The 22,819-nt window shown below is 57.7% G+C and carries 23 protein-coding genes and 2 pseudogenes; 9 read left to right on the top strand and 16 right to left on the bottom strand.

The window, feature by feature from the left end; genetic code table 11:
* Nucleotides 1-104: 104 nt before the first annotated feature.
* From potF to J9788_RS00105, 4 genes are all read right to left on the bottom strand, one after another.
* The gene (gene potF, locus J9788_RS00120; protein ID WP_033650647.1) at nucleotides 105-1,214 is read right to left on the bottom strand and encodes a spermidine/putrescine ABC transporter substrate-binding protein PotF; all 1,110 of its coding nucleotides are present in this window, start codon (nucleotides 1,212-1,214) and stop codon (nucleotides 105-107) included.
* Nucleotides 1,215-1,620: 406 nt separating this feature from the next.
* Nucleotides 1,621-2,100 carry a YbjN domain-containing protein gene (locus J9788_RS00115; protein WP_004938666.1) on the bottom strand — a complete coding sequence of 160 codons (480 nt, stop codon included), beginning with the start codon at nucleotides 2,098-2,100 and terminating at the stop codon, nucleotides 1,621-1,623.
* A gap of 136 nt (nucleotides 2,101-2,236) precedes the next feature.
* Nucleotides 2,237-3,139 (bottom strand): 30S ribosomal protein S6--L-glutamate ligase, encoded by a 903-nt coding sequence (gene rimK, locus J9788_RS00110; RefSeq protein ID WP_046897047.1) that lies wholly within the window; start codon nucleotides 3,137-3,139, stop codon nucleotides 2,237-2,239.
* Nucleotides 3,140-3,195: 56 nt separating this feature from the next.
* Entirely contained in the window at nucleotides 3,196-3,510 is a 315-nt protein-coding gene (locus tag J9788_RS00105) for a YbjC family protein (protein WP_046897046.1), read from the bottom strand.
* Nucleotides 3,511-3,740: 230 nt separating this feature from the next.
* Between J9788_RS00105 and J9788_RS00100 the strand changes: the two genes are divergently transcribed.
* Complete coding sequence (locus J9788_RS00100; protein WP_004938676.1) at nucleotides 3,741-4,004, top strand: GrxA family glutaredoxin; 264 nt, start codon at nucleotides 3,741-3,743, stop codon at nucleotides 4,002-4,004.
* A gap of 39 nt (nucleotides 4,005-4,043) precedes the next feature.
* Here the strand turns inward: J9788_RS00100 and J9788_RS00095 are convergent, their stop codons facing one another.
* Nucleotides 4,044-4,433 carry an inner membrane protein YbjM gene (locus J9788_RS00095; protein ID WP_033642521.1) on the bottom strand — a complete coding sequence of 130 codons (390 nt, stop codon included), beginning with the start codon at nucleotides 4,431-4,433 and terminating at the stop codon, nucleotides 4,044-4,046.
* Nucleotides 4,434-4,727: 294 nt separating this feature from the next.
* On the opposite strand from J9788_RS00095, the gene J9788_RS00090 reads away from it, so the two are divergent.
* Entirely contained in the window at nucleotides 4,728-6,416 is a 1,689-nt protein-coding gene (locus J9788_RS00090) for an aspartate:alanine antiporter (protein ID WP_004938680.1), read from the top strand.
* 293 nt (nucleotides 6,417-6,709) lie between these two features.
* Here the strand turns inward: J9788_RS00090 and J9788_RS00085 are convergent, their stop codons facing one another.
* From J9788_RS00085 to J9788_RS00070, 4 genes and pseudogenes are all read right to left on the bottom strand, one after another.
* Nucleotides 6,710-6,928: a DNA-binding transcriptional regulator gene (locus J9788_RS00085; RefSeq protein WP_094142955.1), complete on the bottom strand. Its 219-nt coding sequence runs from the start codon at nucleotides 6,926-6,928 to the stop codon at nucleotides 6,710-6,712.
* Between the two features lie 100 nt (nucleotides 6,929-7,028).
* Nucleotides 7,029-8,149 (bottom strand): annotated as a pseudogene (locus J9788_RS00080) (phage late control D family protein).
* On the bottom strand, nucleotides 8,068-8,973 hold the full coding sequence (locus tag J9788_RS00075; RefSeq protein ID WP_094142957.1) for a DMT family transporter: 906 nt from the start codon (nucleotides 8,971-8,973) through the stop codon (nucleotides 8,068-8,070). The pseudogene J9788_RS00080 and the gene J9788_RS00075 overlap by 82 nt, the downstream one beginning before the upstream one ends.
* A gap of 75 nt (nucleotides 8,974-9,048) precedes the next feature.
* Nucleotides 9,049-9,753, bottom strand: coding sequence for an SDR family oxidoreductase (locus J9788_RS00070; protein WP_094142959.1), 705 nt, complete (start codon nucleotides 9,751-9,753; stop codon nucleotides 9,049-9,051).
* A 106-nt stretch (nucleotides 9,754-9,859) separates the two neighbouring features.
* Here J9788_RS00070 and J9788_RS00065 point away from each other — a divergent pair, with 106 nt between their 5' ends.
* Nucleotides 9,860-10,741: a LysR substrate-binding domain-containing protein gene (locus J9788_RS00065; protein WP_182264812.1), complete on the top strand. Its 882-nt coding sequence runs from the start codon at nucleotides 9,860-9,862 to the stop codon at nucleotides 10,739-10,741.
* A 203-nt stretch (nucleotides 10,742-10,944) separates the two neighbouring features.
* Here the strand turns inward: J9788_RS00065 and eco are convergent, their stop codons facing one another.
* Complete coding sequence (gene eco, locus J9788_RS00060) at nucleotides 10,945-11,457, bottom strand: serine protease inhibitor ecotin (protein ID WP_033642514.1); 513 nt, start codon at nucleotides 11,455-11,457, stop codon at nucleotides 10,945-10,947.
* 291 nt (nucleotides 11,458-11,748) lie between these two features.
* On the opposite strand from eco, the gene J9788_RS00055 reads away from it, so the two are divergent.
* Both J9788_RS00055 and ybjG read left to right on the top strand, forming a co-directional pair.
* Nucleotides 11,749-12,483 (top strand): phosphatase PAP2 family protein, encoded by a 735-nt coding sequence (locus J9788_RS00055; RefSeq protein ID WP_182264813.1) that lies wholly within the window; start codon nucleotides 11,749-11,751, stop codon nucleotides 12,481-12,483.
* 5 nt (nucleotides 12,484-12,488) lie between these two features.
* Nucleotides 12,489-13,094: an undecaprenyl-diphosphate phosphatase gene (gene ybjG, locus J9788_RS00050; protein WP_033642512.1), complete on the top strand. Its 606-nt coding sequence runs from the start codon at nucleotides 12,489-12,491 to the stop codon at nucleotides 13,092-13,094.
* A 39-nt stretch (nucleotides 13,095-13,133) separates the two neighbouring features.
* Here the strand turns inward: ybjG and J9788_RS00045 are convergent, their stop codons facing one another.
* Nucleotides 13,134-13,967, bottom strand: a complete 834-nt coding sequence (locus J9788_RS00045; protein WP_182264814.1) for a hypothetical protein — start codon at nucleotides 13,965-13,967, stop codon at nucleotides 13,134-13,136.
* Nucleotides 13,968-14,183: 216 nt separating this feature from the next.
* On the opposite strand from J9788_RS00045, the gene deoC reads away from it, so the two are divergent.
* The 4 genes from deoC (at nucleotide 14,184) to J9788_RS00025 (ending at nucleotide 19,523) form a co-directional block, all read left to right on the top strand.
* On the top strand, nucleotides 14,184-14,864 hold the full coding sequence (gene deoC, locus J9788_RS00040; RefSeq protein ID WP_033642510.1) for a deoxyribose-phosphate aldolase: 681 nt from the start codon (nucleotides 14,184-14,186) through the stop codon (nucleotides 14,862-14,864).
* A 153-nt stretch (nucleotides 14,865-15,017) separates the two neighbouring features.
* Nucleotides 15,018-15,782 carry a DNA-binding transcriptional repressor DeoR gene (gene deoR / locus J9788_RS00035; protein WP_042784074.1) on the top strand — a complete coding sequence of 255 codons (765 nt, stop codon included), beginning with the start codon at nucleotides 15,018-15,020 and terminating at the stop codon, nucleotides 15,780-15,782.
* 981 nt (nucleotides 15,783-16,763) lie between these two features.
* The gene (locus tag J9788_RS00030; protein WP_182264815.1) at nucleotides 16,764-18,062 is read left to right on the top strand and encodes an HAAAP family serine/threonine permease; all 1,299 of its coding nucleotides are present in this window, start codon (nucleotides 16,764-16,766) and stop codon (nucleotides 18,060-18,062) included.
* 93 nt (nucleotides 18,063-18,155) lie between these two features.
* Entirely contained in the window at nucleotides 18,156-19,523 is a 1,368-nt protein-coding gene (locus J9788_RS00025) for an L-serine ammonia-lyase (protein WP_033642507.1), read from the top strand.
* A 54-nt stretch (nucleotides 19,524-19,577) separates the two neighbouring features.
* Here the strand turns inward: J9788_RS00025 and J9788_RS00020 are convergent, their stop codons facing one another.
* The 5 genes and pseudogenes from J9788_RS00020 to J9788_RS24975 form a co-directional block, all read right to left on the bottom strand.
* Nucleotides 19,578-20,243, bottom strand: coding sequence for a helix-turn-helix transcriptional regulator (locus J9788_RS00020; protein ID WP_044031566.1), 666 nt, complete (start codon nucleotides 20,241-20,243; stop codon nucleotides 19,578-19,580).
* Entirely contained in the window at nucleotides 20,240-21,628 is a 1,389-nt protein-coding gene (locus tag J9788_RS00015; RefSeq protein ID WP_046897039.1) for an FKBP-type peptidyl-prolyl cis-trans isomerase N-terminal domain-containing protein, read from the bottom strand. Before J9788_RS00015 ends, J9788_RS00020 begins: the two co-directional genes overlap by 4 nt.
* A complete protein-coding gene (locus J9788_RS00010) occupies nucleotides 21,625-22,047 on the bottom strand; it encodes a hypothetical protein (RefSeq protein ID WP_046686746.1) in 423 nt (140 codons plus the stop codon). Before J9788_RS00010 ends, J9788_RS00015 begins: the two co-directional genes overlap by 4 nt.
* A gap of 24 nt (nucleotides 22,048-22,071) precedes the next feature.
* Nucleotides 22,072-22,626, bottom strand: coding sequence for a fimbrial protein (locus J9788_RS00005; protein WP_033642504.1), 555 nt, complete (start codon nucleotides 22,624-22,626; stop codon nucleotides 22,072-22,074).
* 50 nt (nucleotides 22,627-22,676) lie between these two features.
* A pseudogene (locus J9788_RS24975) lies at nucleotides 22,677-22,819 on the bottom strand (type 1 fimbrial protein); the annotation flags it as partial.

Genomic DNA, 22,819 nt, shown 5'->3' with positions numbered 1-22,819 from the left:
GCGTAAAGCGGCACAAAACCACGGCGAGCGCCGTGGCCCAAAACGGCAATGCAGGCGGGGAACACCCGCCTGCCGGTTTACCGACGATGGGGGCTCCCCCATCATCACTTCCCGCTTTTAACTTTAGTCCATGCGCGGGTAATGACACGGTCCAGCTTCGGCGACTGCACGTTGAGCGTGAACAGCTTGGCGCGCAAATCGGCCGGCGGATAGACGTTCGGATTATCGCGCACTTCGGCGTTCACCAGCGGCGTGGAATCTTTCACCGCATTGGCGTAGTAAATGTGGTTACTGATGTCCGCCATCACGTCCGGCTTCAGCAGGAAGTTCAGGAACTGGTAGGCGGCGTCCTTGCTTTTGGCGTCCGCCGGCATGGCGAACATGTCAAAGTAGGTCAGCGCCCCCTCTTTCGGGATCGCATAGGCCACATTCACGCCGTTCTTCGCCTCTTTGGCGCGGTTGGCCGCCTGCATCACGTCGCCGGACCAGCCGATCGCCACGCAGATGTCACCGTTCGCCAGATCGTTGATGTACTGAGAAGAGTGAAAATAGCGGATGTTCGGCCGCAGCTTCAGCAGCAGATCGTTGGCCGCGCCGGTGTAGTCCGCCGCGTTGGTGCTGTTGGGATCTTTGCCCAGATAATGCAGCACGGTGGCGTAGACCTCGCTCGGCGCATCGAGGAAGGAGACGCCGCAGCTCTTGAGCTTCTCCAGGTTTTCCGGCTTGAAGATCAGATCCCAGCTATTGACCGGCGCGTCTTTGCCCAGCACCGCTTTCACCTTGTCGACGTTATAGCCGATGCCGGTGGTCACCATCATGTAAGGGATGCCGTATTTGTTGTCTTTGTCGTTATGCGCCACCAGCTTCAGCATCTCGGGATCGAGATTTTTGTAGTTGGGGATCTTGCTCTTGTCGAGCGGCTCGAAAATGCCGGCCTGCGACTGACGCTCGAGGAAGTTGGATGAAGGGACCACCAAATCGTAACCGGTGCTGCCCGCCATCAGTTTGCCTTCCAACACTTCGTTGGAGTCAAAGACGTCGTACACCACTTTGATACCGGTTTCTTTCTGGAATTTGGCCAGGGTATCCGGCGCGATATAGTCGGACCAGTTATACACGTGCAGCGTTTTCTCTTCGGCTGACGCCGTGACGGACGCGGCCATCAACAGACCGGCAACCACACCCGATAACCACTTTTTACGTTGGGTGACCATCCGTAACTTCCTCCAAAACAGGGTAAATCATAGAATTGAACTTGTATCTGCAGCGATACAAAACCTTTCCTGATTGAGCGCAATCGTTGCAACCGCGAAATGAATGGCTATGCATATGATTGCATGCGCCTTTTTGCACTGCCCTGCTCGCGTGGTTACAAGGGAAATCGCAAGCCCTTTGCAGAATCAGCAGCATAGCCGCTGCCATCGCAACCCGCCAGCCCCCAGGGTAAAAAACGCCATTTATCGATTTTTTATGCAATTTTTCTCTATGTGATACGGCATTAACGGCGTAAAAGCCGAGAAAGATCGGGCGGCAGAGGCCAAAGTGCAGAATATTTAATTGCGGAGGGGAGTCACGGCAGCATGCCGCCGGAGCGACGGCATGCTTAAGGTACAGCGAGGATCAGTGCAACATCGGCTGACGCACGGCGCCAGCGGGGATCTCTTCTTCATCCCCCATAAACAGCAGATCGTTCGCCCGCGCCTCGAGGATCACCATCGAGACCTGCTCTTCGCCCTGCTGCATGAAGTGGGTGAACTGCTCGTAGGTGATGCCGACCGCCACGCTCAGCGACTGGCAGACGATCAGCTTCGGCAGGTTGTCGTCCTGAATGTCGACAAAGGCCTTGATGGTCAGCGAGCTGGCGTTGATCTGGCTCAGGTCCGCCACCAGCGGGATCAGCGCGGTCGGCTTCACCTCGGCCAGCGCGGAGAACAGGATGACGTTGTCCACCAGATCTATCTTGGCGTCGAACACGCCGTCGAAGTTCTGCATGTGCGGCAGGTGTAGCGCCTGGCAGGAATCGCACTCAAAGAAAGAAATGCCCGACTGATCCAGCCAGCGCCGCAACAGCGCCAAATCGGGGACAATGAGTGAATCCATAATAACCAGCCTCACAATATTCAAAACGCGAAAAGGCGCATAGCTTACGGAATATTCACCCGATACGCCACGATCAATGCGGCTTAATTCACTAATTAAGATATTGCTCGGCGGGAAAAGCGCAACGCGCGTACCGTCAGCCGCCCGATTTCAGGCGGAACCCCGGCCGGCCGCGCTGCTCGATGTATTCGATCATCATGCCGGCAATGTCCAGCCCGGTAGTGGTTTCCACCCCTTCCAGCCCCGGTGACGCGTTGACCTCCATCACCAGCGGGCCGCGCTCGGCGCGCAGGATATCCACCCCGGCCACGTCCAGCCCCAGCGTGTTCGCCGCTTTGACCGCAATCGCCCGCTCCCTGGCGGTGACGGTCACTTTGCGGGCGGTGCCGCCACGGTGCAGGTTGGAACGAAACTCGCCGGGCTTCGCCTGCCGCTCGATGGCGGCCACCACCCGGCCGCCCACCACTAGGCAGCGCACATCGCGGCCCTGCGCTTCGCGCACGTACTCCTGCACCAGAATATGGGCGTTCAGGCCGCGAAAGGCGTCGATCACGCTTTCCGCCGCCTGGCGAGTTTCCGCCAGCACCACCCCGATGCCCTGCGTGCCTTCCACCAGTTTGACCACCAGCGGCGCGCCGCCGACCAGTTCGATCAGATCGCCGGTATCGTCCGGTGAATGGGCGAAACCGGTGATCGGCAGATCGATACCCTGCCGGGCCAGCAGTTGCAGCGAACGCAGCTTGTCGCGGGCGCGGGTAATGGCCACGGATTCGTTGAGCGGGTAGCTGCCGAGCAGCTCGAATTGGCGCAGCACCGCGGTGCCGTAAAAGGTGATGGCGGAACCGATGCGCGGGATCACCGCGTCATAACGCTCCAGCTGACGGCCGCGATAGTGAATGGTCGGCGCCGCCGGGTTGATGTTCATATAACAGGAAAGCGGATCGATGATATCGATGCTGTGCCCGCGATCTTCCGCCGCTTCACGCAGCCGTTTGCATGAATAGAGCGATCCGTCGCGAGAAAGAATGGCAATTTTCACTCGTCACCCCAAAAAGGCCAACGCCTGCCCCGCAGGCGGGTTAGCGGCCGCGGCGCTCAGGCGCGCGGATCGCCGTCCTGATGATTTTTCGATGCGTCCGCATCTTGCGGCTTGCGGCGATCGTTTTCCGGCGGCAGGCCGCCACGCATCAGCGGCCCGAAACCCTGCACCACGCGCCATACCAGAAACGCCGCCGCCGGCACCATCAGCGCCACGCCGAGGAAAATCATGCCGACCGCCGCCTGTTGCGACGCCAGCCAGCCCGGCAGCTGCAGGTGGCCGTGAATGCTGAGGTAGGCCAATACCAGCATCACGATGCCCAGCCCTTCCAACACCAGCACCGGGCGCGGTAAGTCACCGAATGAACGCATATTTTTCTTCTCCAGAAGGTCTGCCCCCAGTGTAGTGAATTCCCGTCGACGGCGACAGCCCCGGCAGACTAATTGGTTACATGAATCAGATTAACAGGTAATTCCTGCTTTTTTTTCACCGCCTCAACGGGCATAGTAGGCGCCATCTGACGCAGGTAATGACTTTTTCGGTGACGGGATGTCGTTGCGGTAGCGAACAATTTTTTGAAAATCCAATTAAGGAGCGTTGCATGTTTGCAGTAATCTTCGGGCGTCCTGGCTGTCCTTATTGTGTCCGCGCTAAAGAACTGGCGGAAAAACTGACTGAAGAACGCGACGATTTCAACTTCCGTTACGTTGACATCCACGCGGAAGGCATCACCAAGGCCGATCTGGAAAAAACCGTCGGTAAACCGGTTGAAACCGTGCCGCAGATCTTCCTGGACGAGAAGCACATCGGCGGTTGCACCGATTTCGAAGCTTACGCTAAAGAACACCTGAACCTGTTCCAGTAAGTTTTTGAACGACAAAAAAGGCGCTTAACGCGCCTTTTTTTATTGCCGCTGCCGCCGATGCAGCTGCTGGAGCGTGTGCAACAGACCGAGGGCGAACAGCATCAGCATCGCGCCGAACACGCACCAGAACACCGCGCTGGTGGCGTAAGCCAGCTCCTGCCAGAACGAATAGGACGGCGTCAGCCAGAAGTGACGGATCAGCAGGCACAGCGGCAAGGCATACAGCGCCCCCAGCAGCGGACACAGCAGCCGCTTGCGGCTCGACAGATAGCTGGCGATCGCGCCGGGGATCACAAACAGCAGCAGGCCGGTTTCCCCGTGGTGCTCATGATCCGTGCTGCCGAACAGGCCGGTTTGCTGGCCGAGAAACACCAGGTTGAACAACAGAAAACAGCTGAGAATGCCCAGCCAATATCGATAACTCGTCATGCGAATTCTCCCCCGCCCAATTACCGCATCAATAGAAATCAGCCCGGCCCCCCGTGAGGTGACGCTGAACCGAATTTTTTCCTTGGTCAAAAGAGAGTTAAATGCGCACGGCGGCGCAGGAAATCAGCTTTCTGTGCTGGCTGTCATCGGTCATAGCGTCTAGAATGAACGCCGCCGAACGATGGTTCGCTTCGCTTTCTGCTGGTGGTGATTTATGACGTCGTTTTAAGGCTGAATTTATCTCTTATAGTTATCTATATCAAGCACTTACTGGTAAACAATAAGTTATCCTCCGTGAACATAAACGTCGCTAGTTTGTTAAACGGTAACTACATTCTGTTACTGTTCGTGGTACTCGCACTGGGGCTGTGCCTCGGTAAACTCCGTCTGGGCTCCGTCCAACTCGGTAATTCCATTGGCGTTTTGGTGGTTTCCCTGTTGCTCGGCCAGCAACACTTCGCCATTAACACCGAGGCGCTGAATCTCGGCTTCATGCTGTTTATTTTCTGCGTCGGGGTGGAAGCCGGGCCTAACTTTTTCTCGATTTTCTTCCGCGACGGCAAAAATTACCTGATGCTGGCGCTGGTGATGGTCGGTTCGGCGATGGTGATCGCCATCGGTCTCGGCAAGCTGTTCCACTGGGACATCGGCCTGACCGCCGGCATGCTGGCCGGCTCGATGACCTCCACGCCGGTGCTGGTGGGGGCCGGCGATACGCTGCGCAACACCATCGTCAACGGCCCGGCGCTGCTGGCGGCGCAGGATCATCTGAGCCTCGGCTATGCCCTCACCTACCTGATCGGTCTGGTCAGCCTGATTTTTGGCGCGCGCTACCTGCCGAAGCTGCAGCACCAGGATCTGTCCACCTCCGCCCAGCAAATCGCTCGTGAACGCGGCCTGGACACCGACAGCCAGCGCAAAGTCTACCTGCCGGTGATCCGCGCCTACCGCGTCGGCCCCGAGCTGGTGGCCTGGGCCGACGGCAAGAACCTGCGCGAGCTGGGCATCTACCGCCAGACCGGCTGCTACATCGAACGCATCCGCCGCAACGGCATTCTGGCCAACCCGGACGGTGACGCGGTGCTGCAGGTAGGAGACGAGATCTCGCTGGTCGGCTACCCGGACGCCCACGCGCGGCTGGATCCGAGCTTCCGCAACGGTAAGGAAGTGTTCGATCGCGATCTGCTCGACATGCGCATCGTGACCGAAGAGATCGTGGTGAAGAACAGCAACGCGGTGAACAAACGCCTGAGCCAGCTGAAGCTGACCGACCACGGCTGCTTCCTCAACCGCGTGATCCGCAGCCAGATCGAAATGCCGATCGACGACAGCATCGTGCTCAACAAAGGCGACGTGCTGCAGGTGAGCGGCGACGCGCGCCGGGTGAAGAGCGTGGCGGAGAAAATTGGCTTTATCTCGATTCACAGCCAGGTGACCGATCTGCTGGCGTTCTGCGCCTTCTTCATCATCGGCCTTTTGATCGGCCAGATCACCATTCAGTTCAGCAACTTCTCGTTCGGCATCGGCAACGCCGCCGGCCTGCTGATGTCCGGCATCATGCTCGGCTTCCTGCGCGCCAACCACCCGACCTTCGGCTACATTCCGCAGGGTGCGCTGAACATGGTGAAAGAGTTCGGTCTGATGGTGTTTATGGCGGGCGTGGGCCTGAGCGCCGGCGCGGGCATCGGCCACAGCCTGGGCGCGGTCGGCGGCCAGATGCTGATCGCCGGGCTGATCGTCAGCCTGGTGCCGGTGATTATCTGCTTCCTGTTCGGCGCCTACGTGCTGCGCATGAACCGCGCCCTGCTGTTCGGCGCGATTATGGGCGCCCGCACCTGCGCGCCGGCGATGGAAATTATCAGCGATACCGCGCGCAGCAACATCCCGGCGTTGGGCTACGCCGGCACCTACGCCATCGCTAACGTGCTGTTAACGCTGGCGGGTTCACTCATCGTGGTGCTATGGCCGGGCATACTCGGCTGATCGATTAGCGGGAGAGATGGATCGGCGATAAAAATATTTTGATTTTTTTGTCGCCGGCCAGAACTTTCGTTGGGGGCCGCAGTCTGAATTAGTGCCACTGCTTTTCTTTGATGTCCCCATTTTGTGGAGCCCGATAATCCCGCCTTTTAGGTTCAAGATTATCGGGTTTTTTGTTGCCTTGAAAAAATATCCTTATAAAACAATGCCAAGAAAAACACATAACTACCCTGTGGCGACAAAGTGGCGACAGCCATTTTACGGGCATAAAAAAACCTGCTTTCGCAGGCTTCTTGTTAAATCCAAAGTGTTCCCTGATTGCTTCGCGTTGGGTGTGGCGGAACGATATCAACTTTGCCCGGTGAAACGATCTGCCGCTGAATAGATTCCAGCGTCACAAAAGTACAACTGCAGTTTATGTTTTGGCATTGATGATAACGCTCTTTAGTGTTCTCACTTAGATAGCGGCTTGTGCGGGCATGGGCGGCAGTTCGGCAAAGCGGGCAATGCATCATGTTGATATTCTCTTCTCAATCTCTCATTTGTCGCGATAATACTCCGCCCGATCGAGAACAAAACTACCTTTGAAGTGAATTTACAAAAAATCAATTCACATTACGAGACTTCATAAATCACATCCGACAGCAAAACCTCAAACTCCAGCGCCGTCGTAAAGCCGCTATTGCTGAGACTGTGCGTGACTTTGCTCACTATCCAGTCTTGCGCATCGATCGCCGCTTTAAACCCGCTGACGCGTACCGGCGTTTCCGGCGTGATGTTAGCCCGGCCCACCGCCAGCGACAGCGACAGCGAGAACTCAGCCACACTGCGCTGAAGCTTTTCCCACTTTGCCTGTGCTGCCCGCATCGCGGCAGCCTTGGTGGCGTAAATTTTGGTGATCGCAAACACGTTATCGTCAGCCCCCACCAGATAATCGCCTTTCGCTGCCTCCGCCGGTTTCCCCGGTTTTTTACTGCTGCCCGGTTTCGCCTTCGGGTGTTGCAGCGCACGCAAATGCTGCTCTTTTGGCTTGCGCTTCAGCTTCACTTTCTTCGGCTTCGGCTGTTTTGTGTTGAGCCAGCTCGCCGTAACGCCGGTGTAGGCATCCCGATGGGCAATGCTGAAACTGTGCTGATCGCCATCCTGCCGGGTGATGGTAAACACCGGCAATGGCTTCCCGCCTACCGTGGCGCCGTTCCCCGGTCGCAACAACAGCAGAGCGCCATTTTTCACCGCCGCCACCGCGCCGTTGAGCGTTGCAAGTCGGGTAATAAATGCCGCATCCGTCTCCTGCGTCTGGTCAATATGGCTGATTTTGATGGTGCCCAGACCGGCGGCCAGCGAGGCTTTCAGCTTATTGCGCGCAGCCACCATCTGCACAATGTCGCCCAGGGTGGTGTCGTGGTAGGACTCATCGCGCCGGGTGTTCAGCGAGCCGCGAAAATCCGCACTACGCGCGCGAATAGTCAACGTATCAGGCGCGCCCCGGTGTTCGACCTCATCGACCGTAAACTGGCCTGTTGGCGTCAAGGGCGAACCTTGCCAGACAGCACCGCATTGCGCTGAGGCATCGCCATCAGTCCGTCGCTGTCGTCCAGCTCGATGTCGAGTTGGTCGGCTTCAAAGCCCCGGTTATCCGTCAGCGACAGAGAAATCAGCCGCTTGCGGATGTTCTGCGTGTAGATGTGGTGCTGCGCTTGCCCCTCTGGATCAGAATTACGCTCCCTAGAATCAATGCCAGCGACAGGATGACGGTACTATTGATATCCTCACCAACCGCAACGCCAATTAACACAGCTACCACTGGGGCGATATAGGTTGCACCGGCTGCCTTCACGGAACCAAGTTTTTCGATGATATAGTAGTAGCAGAAAAATGCCCCGCCTGTGCCCAACATGCCAAGGCCAACGCAGGCTCCTAACAGTGCTCGGGTGTTCGTTGTTATTGCATACATGCCGTCGAAGTCGGTCAGTATTAACAAGGTCAGCAGTGCGAACCCCGTCTGCCAGGTTGCCAATGCCAGCGGAGGCACTTTCAACGACGAGAGAAACCCTTGAGCATAAACAAATGACACTCCGAGACTCAGCGCCCCGGCCAGCATCCAGAATATCCCAACCAATGCCACACCATCTGTTCCCTCCCATGGACGGGCGCTCAGTGCAATACCGACAAAACCCAGAACAACACCAACCGCCATCTGAACGGTCGGGCGATCTTGTTTCAGAAATAAGAAGGCGCAGATAAACGTGAAGATAGGGATCGAACCGCTCAGAAGTCCGGCGACACTTGATGGGAGGCGGGCGGTACCAGCCACGAACCCGTAATAGTAGAAGGTTGTTGCCAGCACCGACATGATCGCAAAATGCGGAAGATGACGGATTTGATCACGCGTCAGAACTTTGGCACGCCATGCCGCTAAAGCTAGGGGAAAAAAACCGAACAGTACACGTAGAAAAACTGTCTGCGCCGGCGAGATAAAATCGGTGGCCCACTTCATGAAGATGAAGTTCGAACCCCAAATTATGCCAAGCGCGGCGAGTGCAATATAGGCACGTAACATCACATTCTCCTTGGGGAACGTTACGAGCGCCCTTCCTCAGGAAAGGCGATTCGTTTTAACAGCGGATAAAGGTTTTCAGATGGAGCGAGTCACGCCACCATCGACGCGGATATTCTGGCCAGTGATGTAACCCGCACCTTCCGACAATAAAAAGGCCACGGTATCGGCGATTTCCTCTACAGTCCCGTAACGTCCCATTGGTACACTTTCGCGGCGCTCATCGACCTCGGGAAGGCTGTCGATCCATCCAGGCAGGACATTGTTCATGCGAACGTTCTTCGCCGCAAACGCATCGGCGAAGAGTTTAGTGAAGCTGGCAAGACCCGCTCTGAATACCACGGAGGTCGGGAATACGCTGGACGGCTCGAAAGCCCAGGTACTCGAAATGTTGACGATGGCCCCACCACCTTGCGCTTCCATGATCGGTGCAACCAGACGGATCGAACGTACAGCGCTCAGGAAATAGATATCCATCCCGTGGTGCCAGTCCTCGTCAGAGATGTCGAGAACTGGTGCACGTGGGCCATGACCTGCGGAATTAACCAACGCATCAATCTTACCCCATTTAGCCATCGTCAGATCCACGACTCGCTTCACGTCTTCGATTGACTGATTCGAGCCGGTGACACCGACTCCATCCAATTCCTTAGCTAGAGCCTCGCCCTTACCCGATGAAGACAAGATAGCAACACGATAGCCTCCCTTAGCCAATCTGCGCGCGGCAGCAGCTCCCATACCGGATCCACCACCCATAATAAGTGCAACTTTATCTTCAGTCATGACATCTTCCTTCAGTTAAGTAGAGAACGCATTGTTTCAGGTGACAGCTGAAAATTCGCGTGATAAATAAACGCCCTAGACTGTAGAAAAACTATAGGTTATTGCCATGACACTATCTCGCCGCAAACTCCCCCCACTCAATGCACTGCGTGCCTTCGAGGTTTCAGGCCGTCGACTAAGTTTCCGAGCCGCCGCCGAGGAACTAGGCGTCACCCATGGCGCCGTCGCTCAGCAGGTACGCGCATTAGAAGATCATCTGGGACAAACTCTATTTCAGCGTTTACCGCGCGGCCTGGCTCTTACGGCACCGGGTACTGCCTACCTGAGGGAAGTTACACGCGCTTTTGATACGCTCAGTGACGCTACCGAACGACTCTTAGGGCGACCGGACATTATCACGCTCAGTGTTACACCGACCTTCGCCGCGAAGCTTCTAATCCCTCGTTTAGCAGAGCTAAACGCAGCGCTCCCCTACGTGGAGTTGCGCATGGTTGCAACCGAGATACTCTCCGATTTTGAACGCGACCAAGTAGATATTGCAGTGAGGCTAACTCGTCCCCCATTCCCGTCCGGGCTGGAGGCAAAACTGCTGTTCCACCAAGAACTGATCGCGGTGGCTAGCCCCTATTTGCTCAGAGATTTACAGCTCCCACTTTCTACTGAACTGCTAAGCAAGCTTCCACTTCTGCATGACTCGCACGGTAATTGGCACACGTTTCTGCGTACAGACGGCAGGTTGCCCGGTGCGGTATTCAACCAGACGACACTGGCTCTTGATGCAGCCTTGGCTGGACAGGGTATCGCCTTGGCATGCAGAGTGTTTGTGGCAAGGGATCTTGAGGCCGGTCGTCTAGTGCAGGTCACAGATGAGACTATGACCAAAGAGCCCAGCTATTTCCTTGTTAGAAAACGATTATCCGAATCTCTTGCCCCAAGAGATTCGGTATGGGACTGGTGCGTGACCCAACTATCGCTCCAAGCCGATTAGTGATGACGATTATTTTAACAGATGGTGCAAACTTCCAACCATCCACCAACCAGCTACTCCGTTGAGAAGACGTGGTAATGCCTTGATTTGATATCAAGTAGTCAACAATCTTCCGGATACACAAATAAAAATTAATTAAGGAGATGGGAAGGAGAAAGGCTCCGCCAACCGGGGATGGCCAGCGGAGCGGCGTCAGGCGGCGGTTATTTCTGCTCGGCCTGGCTTACGGTGTCTTCGGCTTTCCAGATGCGGTATTTCACTTCCGCGTCTTTCGGCGCATACACCACGATCGGCAGGCGGCTGTTGTAGCGCTGCATCGCGGCGTCGCCCAGGTTGGCGGCGATGAATTTCTTGGTCTTGGTATTGTCCGGACAGGCCATCATGGTCGAGGCCGGTTCAGACAGCTTCTCCAGCACCAGGTAGTCGTAACCCCAGCCGGACAGGGTTTTGGTCTCCAGCGTGCCGCCGATCATATGACGGTTGCAGTCCACTTCCAGCGTCTTGCCGATCAGCAGTTCTACCTTGTAGTTCTCTTCGTGCTCTTGCTTCGGCAGGTAGATCACCTGGCGATTCATGCCCTTCTCGGCTTTCGGGTAAGGCGCGACTTTTTCCAGCGGCTGTTTGCTCATGTCTGCGTCATCGCCAGAGGTCGCCGCCATAGCGCCGGCGGAAACGGCCATCAGCAGGCCGGAAAATACAACGGATGCCTTGTTCATGTTTTATCCCTACACTTTGTCAAATAATCCGACTATAAACTAATACACTACCGTCAAGGCCGCCACAGGTTTAATCTTCTTTACAATATACGATAAATAGTGACAATCGCCTGATATAAGCCGTTAACCGGAGCAATTATCCAACACCCCCTCGGGTTAAGACGAGAAAAACAAGCGATTACCTTCGCACAAGCGGGTGTATCAGAGAGGGTTTTCTTGCCGGCGGACTAAGGTTTTCTTAAGACAGAATTATTACAGTGACGTCATTCAATCCTGTCACCGAGCCTGCGCGTGAATCCAGAATCGTCATTAAATCAATCCTCAACGACACCGCAAATTAAGACAACCGCCCTTTACTCCCTGTCGACATCCTTTTACCGTTGGCAAGTTTTTAGCCTGCTGATCAGCGGTCTGGCGTTTCTGTGGCTCTCCCGCAACGAACAGCTGGATTGGGCGATCAGCAACTATTGGTACGATGCCGCCAGCGGGCATTTCCCGTGGCAAAACAATTATTGGCTGGATCTGATCAATCACCGCCTGTTGAAACAGATAGTGATCGTAGGCGCGGTGCTGACGCTGTTTTGGGGCATCTATCGCCGCAGCGCGCGCCTGATCGTGACCATGCTGCTGATTGGCATCGGCCCGCTGGTGGTGGGCATTCTCAAAGCCACCAGCGCGCACTCGTGCCCGTGGGATCTGATTGAGTACGGCGGCAAAGCGATGTCTTTCCCGCTGTTCGGCGCGGTACCGGCGCTGCCGGGCCCCGGCCGCTGTTTCCCCGGCGGGCACGCCTCGAGCGGTTTCGCGGTGATGGCGTTGTTTTTCCTGTTTTATCCGCAGCGTCCGCGCCTCGCCTGGTGGTGTTGGTGCGGCGGCATCGCGCTAGGCATGGTGATGGGCTTTGGTCAGATCATGCGCGGCGCACATTTTCTTACCCATAACCTGTGGGCGGGTTGGTGGGTTTGGTTAAGCCAGTTGGCTATTTATTGGACGGTTAGCGGCTATTGGCGCCGCAAGACGAGGTAACGGTTATGGAACAGTTGAACCATTTTCTTTTCGCCTGGATCAATGCGACTCCGGCGTCTCCCGAATGGATGATCGATTTCGCCACCTTTTTGGCGCGCGATCTGATCATCATCGTGCCGCTGCTGATCGTCGGTCTGTGGCTGTGGGGGCCGCAAAGCCAGCTGGTTTCGCAACGCCAGGTGGTAGCGAAAACCACTATCGCGCTGCTGTTCGCCATGCTTGCCGCTTCCGCTATCGGCGCGCTGTTGCCGCATGAGCGCCCGTTCGTCGCCGGCGTCGGTTATACCTTCCTGCCACACGCGCCGGACAGCTCGTTCCCGAGCGATCACGGCACCGCCATCTTTACCTTCGCGCTGGCGTTCCTGTTCTGGCACCGCGTTTGGTCCGGCGTGCTGCTGATGATCGTCGCCGTCGGCATCGCCTGGTCACGCGTTTACCTCGGCGTGCACTGGCCGCTGGATATGGTCGGCGGTTTCCTGCTCGGCCTGGTGGGCTGCCTGTTCGCCCAACTGGTGTGGAATCTGTTCGGCGATGTCATCGCCGACAGGCTGTCACGCCTGTATCGTTTCCTGTTCGCCTTCGCCATTCGCCGCGGTTGGGTGAAAGAGTAACCGCACAACATGACAGGGGCGTTACCGCCCCTGCTTATTTCACACCACGCCGGTGGTCACGCAGAACGCCCGCGTTTTTCCCGCTCCCAGCATCACTCCCTCACCCTCTGGCGCATTCGGGCGGCAGTTTGCCGGCTGGATAAAGGAAAGCAACTGCCGGTTGCCCTGAACGGCGATGCGCCGGAGACCATAGTTGAATTGCCCGGTGGCGAAACGCGTTACATAGCGCCGGCCTTGCGGCGCCAGCATAAAGAATTCGGCTCGGTCCACGTAGCGAGACAGGTCGTCGGAACACAGCAGTTCCTGCCCGAGCGCCTCCCCCAACAGCGCCGGCGTCGGCAAGTTTTGGCGGAATACCGCGTCGGGAATGCAATCGTAGTTGAGGCGGCACACATAGCGCAGCGGCTGCGGCCGATCGGCCAGATTGGTGACTTTCATCTCAATGGCGAACTGCGCGCTCTGCGCTGCCAAACGCAGCGCCGGGCCGATGCGCCATCCCTCGCCCAACCGCTCGCCTTCACCCTGCAACGTCAGCTCATCGCCCGCCAGTTGCAGCCACACGCGTTGCATCTGAAGCGATGCGCCGTCGTGACTCGGCCAGGCGGGGCAGAACGCGGCGGCGTCATCGCGCTTTCTTCCGGCGCCCCGCCCGCTGCGGCGGCCCGATTTCAATGAGTAACCGTCAAATTCAGCGTCCCAAATCGCCAGACCCTGATACGGCAAGACCGTCAGTGCCCCGCGCCGATTCGCCAGCGTCAGCATTGGCCCGCGCTCTGCGCAGCGTTGGGCGCTCACCGCGAAATCCGCATTGCGGAACAGCGCCTGCCGATGCGCCCCGAACGCGGCAGGTACCAGATCAATGTTGATTTTCATCGTTTTCCCTCGACATTTCGCCCGCGCAGGCCGCGAGTGGCCGCTGAAATGTTATTTAAATAACAAATACACCTCCCCTAAGTTATACATATAACAGTGAGATAACTATGATCTCGTCGACATTTTTCAAATCCCGCTAGGTTTACCCGCATTGTAATGTTATTATTTTCACATCCTCTATCAACGCTCTTTTCTCAACTTCATTAAGGAACCGCGATGACCTCCGAAAACATCGATTACGCCCGCTATGTCGACCACACCCTGCTGGCCATGGACGCCACCGAAATGCAGATCGCCAAACTGTGCGAAGAAGCCCAGCAGCACAACTTCTATGCGGTGTGCGTCAACTCCGGCTACGTGCCGTTGGCGGCCCAGCTGCTGCAGGAAAGCACCGTGAAAGTCTGCTCGGTGATCGGTTTCCCGCTGGGCGCCGGTCTGACCGTCGCCAAAGCCTTTGAAGCCAAAGCGGCGATCGCCGCCGGCGCGCAAGAGATCGATATGGTGATCAACGTCGGCTGGCTGAAAAGCGGCCTGCTGGACGAAGTGAAAGCCGACATCGCCGCCGTGCGCGAGGTTTGCGCGGCGATCCCGTTGAAGGTAATATTGGAAACCTGCCTGCTCAGCGATGCGCAGATCGTCCAGGTTTGTGAAATGTGTCGCGAACTCGATGTCGCCTTCGTTAAAACCTCCACCGGCTTCAGCACCGGCGGCGCTCGGGAAGAGCACGTCAAACTGATGCGCGAGACGGTGGGCAGCGAAATGGGCGTGAAAGCTTCCGGTGCCGTGCGCGATCGCGCCACCGCCGAGAAGATGATCAAAGCTGGCGCCACGCGTATCGGCACCAGCTCCGGCGTTGCCATCGTATCCGGCGCGCAGGCGGCGGCTGGCAGCTACTGATCGTCGGCGCGCCCTGACGGGCGCAGCCAATACACTCCGATGCGGGACAATACGGGCGGCCGATGCGGCTCGATATTGCCCCGCATCGTTGTGTTTAGCGCCGGAAACGGCGGCACGCTTTTTTACCTCTACTACCTGTGGGAAGACGGATCTATGGAAACGCGGCGCGAAGAACGTATCAACCGGTTAGTTCAGGCGTTAAAACGCGCTGACAAGATCCACCTGAAAGAAGCCGCCGCGCTGCTGGGGGTCTCGGAGATGACCATTCGCCGCGATCTGAGCGCCGAGCCGGCGGCGGTGGTGCTGCTCGGCGGCTATGTGGTGACCGATCCGCGCAGCAACGGCGTAACCAACTACTTCGTTTCCGATCAAAAAGCCAAACAGGTCACGGAGAAACGGCGCATCGGCCTGCTGGCGGCGCCGTTGATCAATGAAAACGACACGGTGTTTTTCGACTGCGGGACCACTACCCCGACGATCATCGACGCCATTGCCGACGAGCTGACCTTCACCGCCGTGTGCCATTCGCTGAACACCTTCCTGGCGCTGCAGGACAAACCGAATTGCAAGGTGATCCTGTGCGGCGGCGAGTTCAAACCGAACAACTACATCTTTTCCAGCGTCGGCGGCCGCAATGAGCTCGATCACATCTGCCCGAACATCGCCTTTATCTCCGCCGCCGGTCTCAGCCTGCGGCACGGCGCCACCTGCTTCAACTTCGACGAGCTGGAGATGAAGCATCGCGCGATGGCGATGGCGCAGCAAAAGATCCTGGTGGCGGATCACAGCAAGTTCGGCAAAATCAAGCCGGCCTGTATCGGCCCGCTGACGCAGTTCGATCGGGTGATCACCGATCGCCAGCCGGACGCCGACTTCATGGCGTTCTTCAACGATAACGCCATCGCTACCCGCTATTGATCCCCCTTCAGCGCCGTCGGAAACGACGGCGCGCCGCTGAAATCTCTCTCTTCCCACAGCCCACGATGAACAAATAGTGCGCAATCGATACGCATTTTTCGCTTATCCGCACACAACATCAGGTTAATAAAATGCAACAGGTCACCCGAGTGATTATTTTCTCTCTGGTCAAACCCGCTTTCGGCTGGACGAATTAACGACTATTTATGGCTTTTATATGATAAATCACGCCAAAGACCGGGATGTTTAAATAAACGGCCGGTTAGGCTATTGCAGCAAATCTCGCCAATACCTGTTAGCTATCTGTTATTTATATGATGAATGGTTACGCATTTTTATCCGCTAACCACGTAAGTAATTTCCCTTCGTTACTAGCGGTGATTTTCAATAAAAATCATTTAAAAACAAATTAATATCACTCATTTGACTTAAAAATACAATGTGATCTACGTCACTAAAACTGCTTAATCCGGGTTTTTAGCTAGATCCAAAACCACGCATAAAATATATTGCTCGGCTTGCTGCTGAGCACAGCGCTTTATCCGGCTAATTATTGTACAAGCCACATAATCGCAGAAATTTTTATGAGAGCGTTTTCAGCACAAAATCTTACACAAATGTGCAACAAATGCGCGAAAAATCGATAAAAAAGCAGATAACTGCACATATTACGCATTTGAGAGCAGGATCACGGTTGTTTCTACTGTAAATCGTTATCTTGCCGCCAACAAAAATCGACAGGCAAAGACCTGTCGGCAGCGGTAACGACTTTTATCACCCCGTGGCGGTGAAAAGTCTTTGGTGAATTACCCGGCGCTGTGCCTGTGGTAATGAACACAATAAACAACCAGGGGGACGCCAAAACATCCCCGCAAGCAACACCTGATTCTTACCGCAAGCGTTGCCTGAATAGGACGTTTGACGGTTTAACCTTAAGTTTTGCCTTTTAATTTTAAATTCGTGTTCACTTCGGAGATATTTATGGACACTACACAGACCGGCACAATTGCCTCTGCGGCTTCGGGTTCCAGCACTACCTGGCGTAAAACGGATACCATGTGGATGTTGGGCCTGTACGGCACCGCCATCGGCGCAGGCGTCCTGTTCTTGCCAATCAACGCCGGCATCGGCGGTTTGATTCCTTTGATCATCATGGCCATCATCGCTTTCCCGATGACCTTCTTTGCCCACCGCGGCCTGTGCCGTTTCGTTCTGTCCGGCAAAAATCCCGGTGAAGACATCACCGCCGTGGTAGAAGAGCACTTCGGCATCACCGCCGGTAAACTGATTACTCTGCTGTACTTCTTCGCCATCTACCCGATTCTGTTGGTTTACAGCGTGGCGATCACCAACACCGTCGACAGCTTCATTACCCACCAGTTGGGCATGACGTCGCCGCCGCGCGCCATCCTGTCGCTGATCCTGATCGTCGGCCTGATGACCATCGTGCGCTTCGGTGAGCAGGCCATCGTGAAAACCATGAGCATCCTGGTCTTCCCGTTCGTGGCGGTGCTGATGCTGCTGGCGGTATACCTGATCCCTAACTGGACCGGCGCCATCTTCGAAAACGTGTCGCTGTCCGGCAGCGGTACCGGCATGGGTCACGGCCTGATCATGACCCTGTGGCTGGCGATCCCGGTGATGGTGTTCTCCTTCAACCACTCGCCGATCATCTCCGCCTTCGCCGTCGCCAAACGCGAAGAGTACGGCGCAGACGCCGAGAAGAAATGCTCCCGCATTCTGGCTTATGCGCACATCATGATGGTGCTGACCGTGATGTTCTTCGTGTTCAGCTGCGTGCTGAGCCTGTCCCCGGAAAACCTGGCGGAAGCCAAGGCACAGAACATCTCGATTCTGTCTTACCTGGCTAACCACTTTAACAACCCGATGATCGAGTACATCGCGCCGGTTATCGCCTTCGTCGCCATCACCAAATCGTTCCTGGGCCACTACCTGGGCGCCCGTGAAGGCTTCAACGGCCTGGTCGCCAAATCGATGAAGAGCCGCGGCAAAACCATCAGCACCGCCAAGCTGAACCGCATGACCGCTATCTTCATGCTGGTGACCACCTGGATCGTCGCTACCCTGAACCCAAGCATCCTGGGCATGATCGAAACCCTGGGTGGCCCAATCATCGCCATGCTGCTGTTCCTGATGCCGATGTACGCCATCCGTAAAGTGCCTGCCATGCGCAAGTACAGCGGCCACATCAGCAACGTGTTCGTGGTTGTGATGGGTCTGATCGCCATCTCTGCCATCGTGTTCAGCCTGCTCGGCTAATCACGCCCGGCCGGCGCCGCTTGCGCGCCGGCCCTCCCGCACTTCCCCATTTCCCGTATTCACCGCCTGAAACCTGAAGAAGGAGGCGAGACCATGGTCAGCGTTTTCGATATTTTCAAAATCGGCATCGGCCCATCCAGCTCCCACACCGTTGGCCCGATGAAGGCCGGCAAACAGTTCGTCGACGAGCTGATCGCGCACCAGCAGTTGCAGGACACCACCCGCGTGGTGGTCGACGTCTACGGTTCACTGTCATTGACCGGTAAAGGTCACCACACCGACATCGCCATCATCATGGGCCTGGCCGGCAACCTGCCGCACGATGTGGACATCGACAGCATTCCGGGCTTTATTCGCGACGTTGAGCAACGCGGCCGCCTGCCGCTGGCCAACGGCCACCACGAGGTGGATTTCCCGCTGCACGGCGGCATGAACTTCCACAGCGACAACCTGCCGTTGCATGAAAACGGCATGCGTATCCGCGCCTTCGCCGGTGAACGCCTGCTGCACAGCAAAACCTATTACTCGATCGGCGGCGGTTTTATCGTCGACGAAGAGCACTTCGGCCAGTCCGCCGAGGGCGCCACGCCGGTGCCCTATCCGTTCAAATCAGCGCACGATCTGCAGCAGCATTGCAAGGAAACCGGGCTGTCCTTGTCCGGCCTGGTGATGCAAAACGAGCTGGCGCTGCGCAGCAAGGCGGATATCGACGCGCATTTCGCCGATGTCTGGCAGGTGATGAGCGCCGGTATCGAGCGCGGCATCAACACCGAAGGGCTGCTGCCCGGCCCGATGAAAGTGCCGCGCCGCGCCGCCGCGCTGCGCCGCATTCTGGTGACCGGAGACAAGAACAATATCGATCCGATGAACGTGGTCGATTGGATCAACATGTTCGCGTTGGCGGTCAACGAAGAGAACGCGGCCGGCGGCCGCGTGGTCACCGCACCGACCAACGGCGCGTGTGGCATCATCCCTGCGGTGCTGGCCTACTACGACAAGTTCATCCGCCCGGTGAACGCCAACTCCTACACCCGCTATTTCCTGGCGTCCGGCGTGATTGGCGCGCTGTACAAGATGAACGCCTCGATCTCCGGCGCCGAAGTGGGTTGCCAGGGGGAAGTGGGCGTGGCCTGTTCAATGGCGGCGGCCGGGTTGACCGAGCTGCTCGGCGGCAGTCCGGCGCAGGTATGCATCGCGGCGGAGATCGCCATGGAGCACCATTTGGGGCTGACCTGCGATCCGCTCGCCGGCCAGGTTCAGGTGCCGTGCATCGAACGCAACGCCATTTCCGCCGTTAAGGCGGTCAACGCCGCACGCATGGCGATGCGCCGGACCAGCGAACCGCGGGTTTGTCTGGATAAGGTGATCGAAACCATGTACGAGACCGGCAAAGACATGAACGCCAAATACCGCGAAACTTCACAGGGCGGGCTGGCGATCAAGGTCGTGGCCTGCAACTGATCGCCACGGCAAGGTACTTAAGGCGCCGGCCGGTGTGACTTGGCCGGCGCCGTTTCAATAGCGATCCTTTCCTGCCGCAACGCCGGGCTGAATGCCCGCGCGAAGCCCCACAGCCCCGGGACGAGCGCTGTGCCGCAGCCAGCCGTAAAGTTCGGCATTACGCCGGAATCCCATTTTGCGCATGACGCTCATCTTGTGATTGCTGACCGTCTTCACGCTAATATCCAGCATCCGGGCGATTTGCGTGACTCCCATCTCTCGCGTCATGCAGCGCATGATCTCTTGTTCGCGCAGCGTCAAGCCCCGGTGTTGGCATGCGCAGTTCCTGCCACAGCTCAGTCTGCCCGGCCATTTGCTGCGCCTCTCCAGCTCGGCGCTCACCTGATACAGCGCCGAAACCAACGGCATATCGTGGTAGATGACGCCGGCCTCCAGCGAGCAGCGGTTACCGACGGTGCGTTTATGCCGTCCCTCCGGCGTTCGCAACGAGAAATACAGCGTTTTACGCCCCACGGGCTGCGCCTCAGAGAGGTGACAAAAACAGCTTTGCACGCCGGGAGGAAAATAGCAGAACACCAGATCGGCTTCATGAACCTGCCGCGCATCCACTAACAGCGTGCGCTTGCCGTAAGTGCTGAAGTGCAGCGCCAGAGCCTCTTGCCAACCGGCGCTGAAGTATCGATTCTCATCAAATAGCGCGATTTTTATCATCGTGTTCATCCCTGCCCTCCCGCCGTATCGGCTTCCCGTTTAACCGCCTGGACGCCCTTTGCCGGCGCCTGGCTGTTGTCGATGCGCAATTCATAAACCATGGTGGCGTTGGGCGGCACCTTCGGCGGGTAGCCGGTTTCACCGTAGGCCAGCGCCGGCGGCACGACCATCGTCAACGAGCCGTGGTTGTGCAGATGACCTATCGCCTCCCGGAACAGCGGCGGGTATTCGGACAGCGGTTGCGACAGCACCTTGCCGCTCAGATCCATATCCTGGATCACCGTGCCGTCGGTCAGCTTCTCTTTCACCACGACATCGACCACCGCCGTTGGCGCCAGCACCCCCTCCCCGGCATAATCCACCCGATACCAGAAGCCCATCGCCGACTGCTTTACGCCCTTTTGTTGCCTGAACTGCGTCAGGTAATCGTCATCGCGCCGCCGCTGCTGGTTAACGCGTTTCTCACGCGCGGCCACGGCGGCGGCATCCGCCTGCGCCGTCAACGTATTCAGTTCCTGCGGCGACAGCTGCAAACGTCCCGACACGCTGTCGATAACGCCCGCCAACAGGCTGTCGCGATCCACCGGCACGCCCCAGCTTTGACGCTCCGTCATCAACCCCTGAATATCCCGCCCCAGCGCACTGCCCGCTGCATAGGACAAACGCTTGCGTTCATCCTTCAACTGCTCCGGCGTCATCTCCCATTGCAACCGCTTACGCAACGCCAGCAGGTCTTCGCGCGCCTGCTGAGTCGCCTTCTGCTCACCGGCCCGCTTCTGCTCGCTTTCTTCCAACGCCGCGCGCAGAGCGTGCAACGCTTCCTGGTGCTCGCGTTGGCGTTGTGCAAACGTCTGTGCCGATGCCTGCGCGGCAGACTCAAGTTCGGTGATGCGCCGTTCGGCCTGCGCCGCTGTCGCTCTGCTTTTGGCTGTTTCCTGCGTCGCCTGACGCAACAGCGCCTCGGCGCGCTGCGCGTCGGGCGAACCGCGCCAGGCGGCGCCCAGCCCGGCGATCCACTGATGAAGCGTTGACGAATCCGGCAACGCCGCGACGGGCGGGACCGCTTTCTCCGCCCGCAGCGCGGCGAGCTCCTGGCGCAGCGCCGTCAGCGCCATTCGCTGGCGCGCCAGCTGTTGATCGCGCGCCAATAATTCCTGGCTCAGCGTAAACGTTTTGGCCGATGAGGCGGATTGACTGTTGTCCGACAGGCGCTTCGCCGGCTCACGCTTTTTTTTCCCTGACGCACGGTCGTCCGGCGCCGTTTTTTCGGTCGCCGGACCGATATTCTGCCGTTGATACTGCTCGGCAAACTGCAGCAGCGCCGGCACGCCGTCGTCCGCTTGCGCGACGCCGGTGAACAGCAAAGCGACACAGCCCAGCAGACGCAGCCTCATTTAACCTGCTCCCCGCGATCCGCCAGCCCGGTCAACACCGCCTGATTCACCCCGGCGCACAGATAGTTGACCTTGTAGCGATATAGCGCATCCACTGTCTCCTGCGTGTCACCGTTTACCCGGGCGCGCAGGTTGGCGTACTGGGAAGCGCCGCTCATCAGGCTGTCGAACGCCTGTTTGTAGCGCTGATACTGTTTCTCGTTGATCGTGCGCAACGCGCCCAGTTGCTCCTGACACTGCCGCAGTTGCTCGGCCTCACGCTGCTTGCGCAACACCTCTTCTGACGGAGGTTGCGCAGCCTGATTTTGGGTGTTCACGGCAGGCTTGCCCGGCTTTTGGCTTTGGCAAGCGGCGGCGCTCAACGCCAACAGGCACAGCATCCCCATGCGCAGGGCGTGATTGACGTGCTTTCTCATCATTGCGTTTCTTGTCCTTGTAGACGCTTATTCGTATTCCAACGTAAAGGTGGCCACCGCGCTGAAGGTGCCGCGGCCGATGGACTTCGTCTGGATGGCTTCCGGCTCTCCCTGCACATAGGCTTGCAGCGTGAGTGTGGTGTTGCCGGCGTTCAGACGGAATTTATCGCTGGCGCGATTGAGCGGCAGCGCCTTGCCGCTGCTGTCCTCCAGCCCGATGCCGATCCCCGACGCCAGGCTGCCGCCATCCAACGCCAACAGGCCGGGCAGTTTGGCGTTCTCAGTACCGGTAAACGTAATGGCCACCGTATTGCCCAGGCTGAGATCGCACTCGGTCAGGTGCAACGCGAAGGTTTGGCTGTGGGTGCGGGTGTTCAGGTACAGGTATTTGTCGACGATGGTGCCGAAATCCAGTTGGATGTCCTCATCCCCCGGTTGTATGACACACGGCTCGGCCACCAGCGTACCGTGAAAGCGCATGTTTTCCGCCGCAGCCGCCGGCTGCGCCATCATGCCGGCCAGCATCACCATGCCGGCTCCCAGCAGCGCGCTTCGGCGCCGGTTCGTCTCTGTCGCGCGCATGACGCCACTCCCTTTGGTTATGCTTGCGCCTGCCAGGCGCAAGCGGCGTATTAGTCGTAATAAAGACGGAAATCGATCGCCGCGCGGTAAGCGCCGGCGCTCAGCGTCGCCGGAGTGCGCACCGGCGTCACCGTATACGTCAGGGTGTTTTGTCCCGGCGTCAGCAATACCGGTTTGTTGCGCGCGCCGAGGC

This window comes from Serratia sp. X10 (assembly GCF_017811775.1).
In the GTDB taxonomy this organism is placed as follows: Bacteria; Pseudomonadota; Gammaproteobacteria; order Enterobacterales; family Enterobacteriaceae; genus Serratia; species Serratia ureilytica.
Note: the sequence above shows the minus strand (reverse complement) of the source record. Positions and strands in the feature narration are given on the sequence as shown.

Bases quoted from the DNA above. Each gene is read 5' to 3' on its own strand.
- potF (WP_033650647.1), bottom strand. From the start codon at position 1,214: ATGGTCACCCAACGTAAAAAGTGGTTATCGGGTGTGGTTGCCGGTCTG.
- J9788_RS00115 (WP_004938666.1), bottom strand. From the start codon at position 2,100: ATGGATTCACTCATTGTCCCCGATTTGGCGCTGTTGCGGCGCTGGCTG.
- J9788_RS00105 (WP_046897046.1), bottom strand. From the start codon at position 3,510: ATGCGTTCATTCGGTGACTTACCGCGCCCGGTGCTGGTGTTGGAAGGG.
- J9788_RS00100 (WP_004938676.1), top strand. From the start codon at position 3,741: ATGTTTGCAGTAATCTTCGGGCGTCCTGGCTGTCCTTATTGTGTCCGC.
- J9788_RS00095 (WP_033642521.1), bottom strand. From the start codon at position 4,433: ATGACGAGTTATCGATATTGGCTGGGCATTCTCAGCTGTTTTCTGTTG.
- J9788_RS00085 (WP_094142955.1), bottom strand. From the start codon at position 6,928: ATGATGCATTGCCCGCTTTGCCGAACTGCCGCCCATGCCCGCACAAGC.
- J9788_RS00075 (WP_094142957.1), bottom strand. From the start codon at position 8,973: ATGTTACGTGCCTATATTGCACTCGCCGCGCTTGGCATAATTTGGGGT.
- J9788_RS00070 (WP_094142959.1), bottom strand. From the start codon at position 9,753: ATGACTGAAGATAAAGTTGCACTTATTATGGGTGGTGGATCCGGTATG.
- J9788_RS00065 (WP_182264812.1), top strand. From the start codon at position 9,860: ATGACACTATCTCGCCGCAAACTCCCCCCACTCAATGCACTGCGTGCC.
- eco (WP_033642514.1), bottom strand. From the start codon at position 11,457: ATGAACAAGGCATCCGTTGTATTTTCCGGCCTGCTGATGGCCGTTTCC.
- ybjG (WP_033642512.1), top strand. From the start codon at position 12,489: ATGGAACAGTTGAACCATTTTCTTTTCGCCTGGATCAATGCGACTCCG.
- J9788_RS00045 (WP_182264814.1), bottom strand. From the start codon at position 13,967: ATGAAAATCAACATTGATCTGGTACCTGCCGCGTTCGGGGCGCATCGG.
- deoC (WP_033642510.1), top strand. From the start codon at position 14,184: ATGACCTCCGAAAACATCGATTACGCCCGCTATGTCGACCACACCCTG.
- deoR (WP_042784074.1), top strand. From the start codon at position 15,018: ATGGAAACGCGGCGCGAAGAACGTATCAACCGGTTAGTTCAGGCGTTA.
- J9788_RS00030 (WP_182264815.1), top strand. From the start codon at position 16,764: ATGGACACTACACAGACCGGCACAATTGCCTCTGCGGCTTCGGGTTCC.
- J9788_RS00025 (WP_033642507.1), top strand. From the start codon at position 18,156: ATGGTCAGCGTTTTCGATATTTTCAAAATCGGCATCGGCCCATCCAGC.
- J9788_RS00020 (WP_044031566.1), bottom strand. From the start codon at position 20,243: ATGAACACGATGATAAAAATCGCGCTATTTGATGAGAATCGATACTTC.
- J9788_RS00015 (WP_046897039.1), bottom strand. From the start codon at position 21,628: ATGAGGCTGCGTCTGCTGGGCTGTGTCGCTTTGCTGTTCACCGGCGTC.
- J9788_RS00010 (WP_046686746.1), bottom strand. From the start codon at position 22,047: ATGATGAGAAAGCACGTCAATCACGCCCTGCGCATGGGGATGCTGTGC.
- J9788_RS00005 (WP_033642504.1), bottom strand. From the start codon at position 22,626: ATGCGCGCGACAGAGACGAACCGGCGCCGAAGCGCGCTGCTGGGAGCC.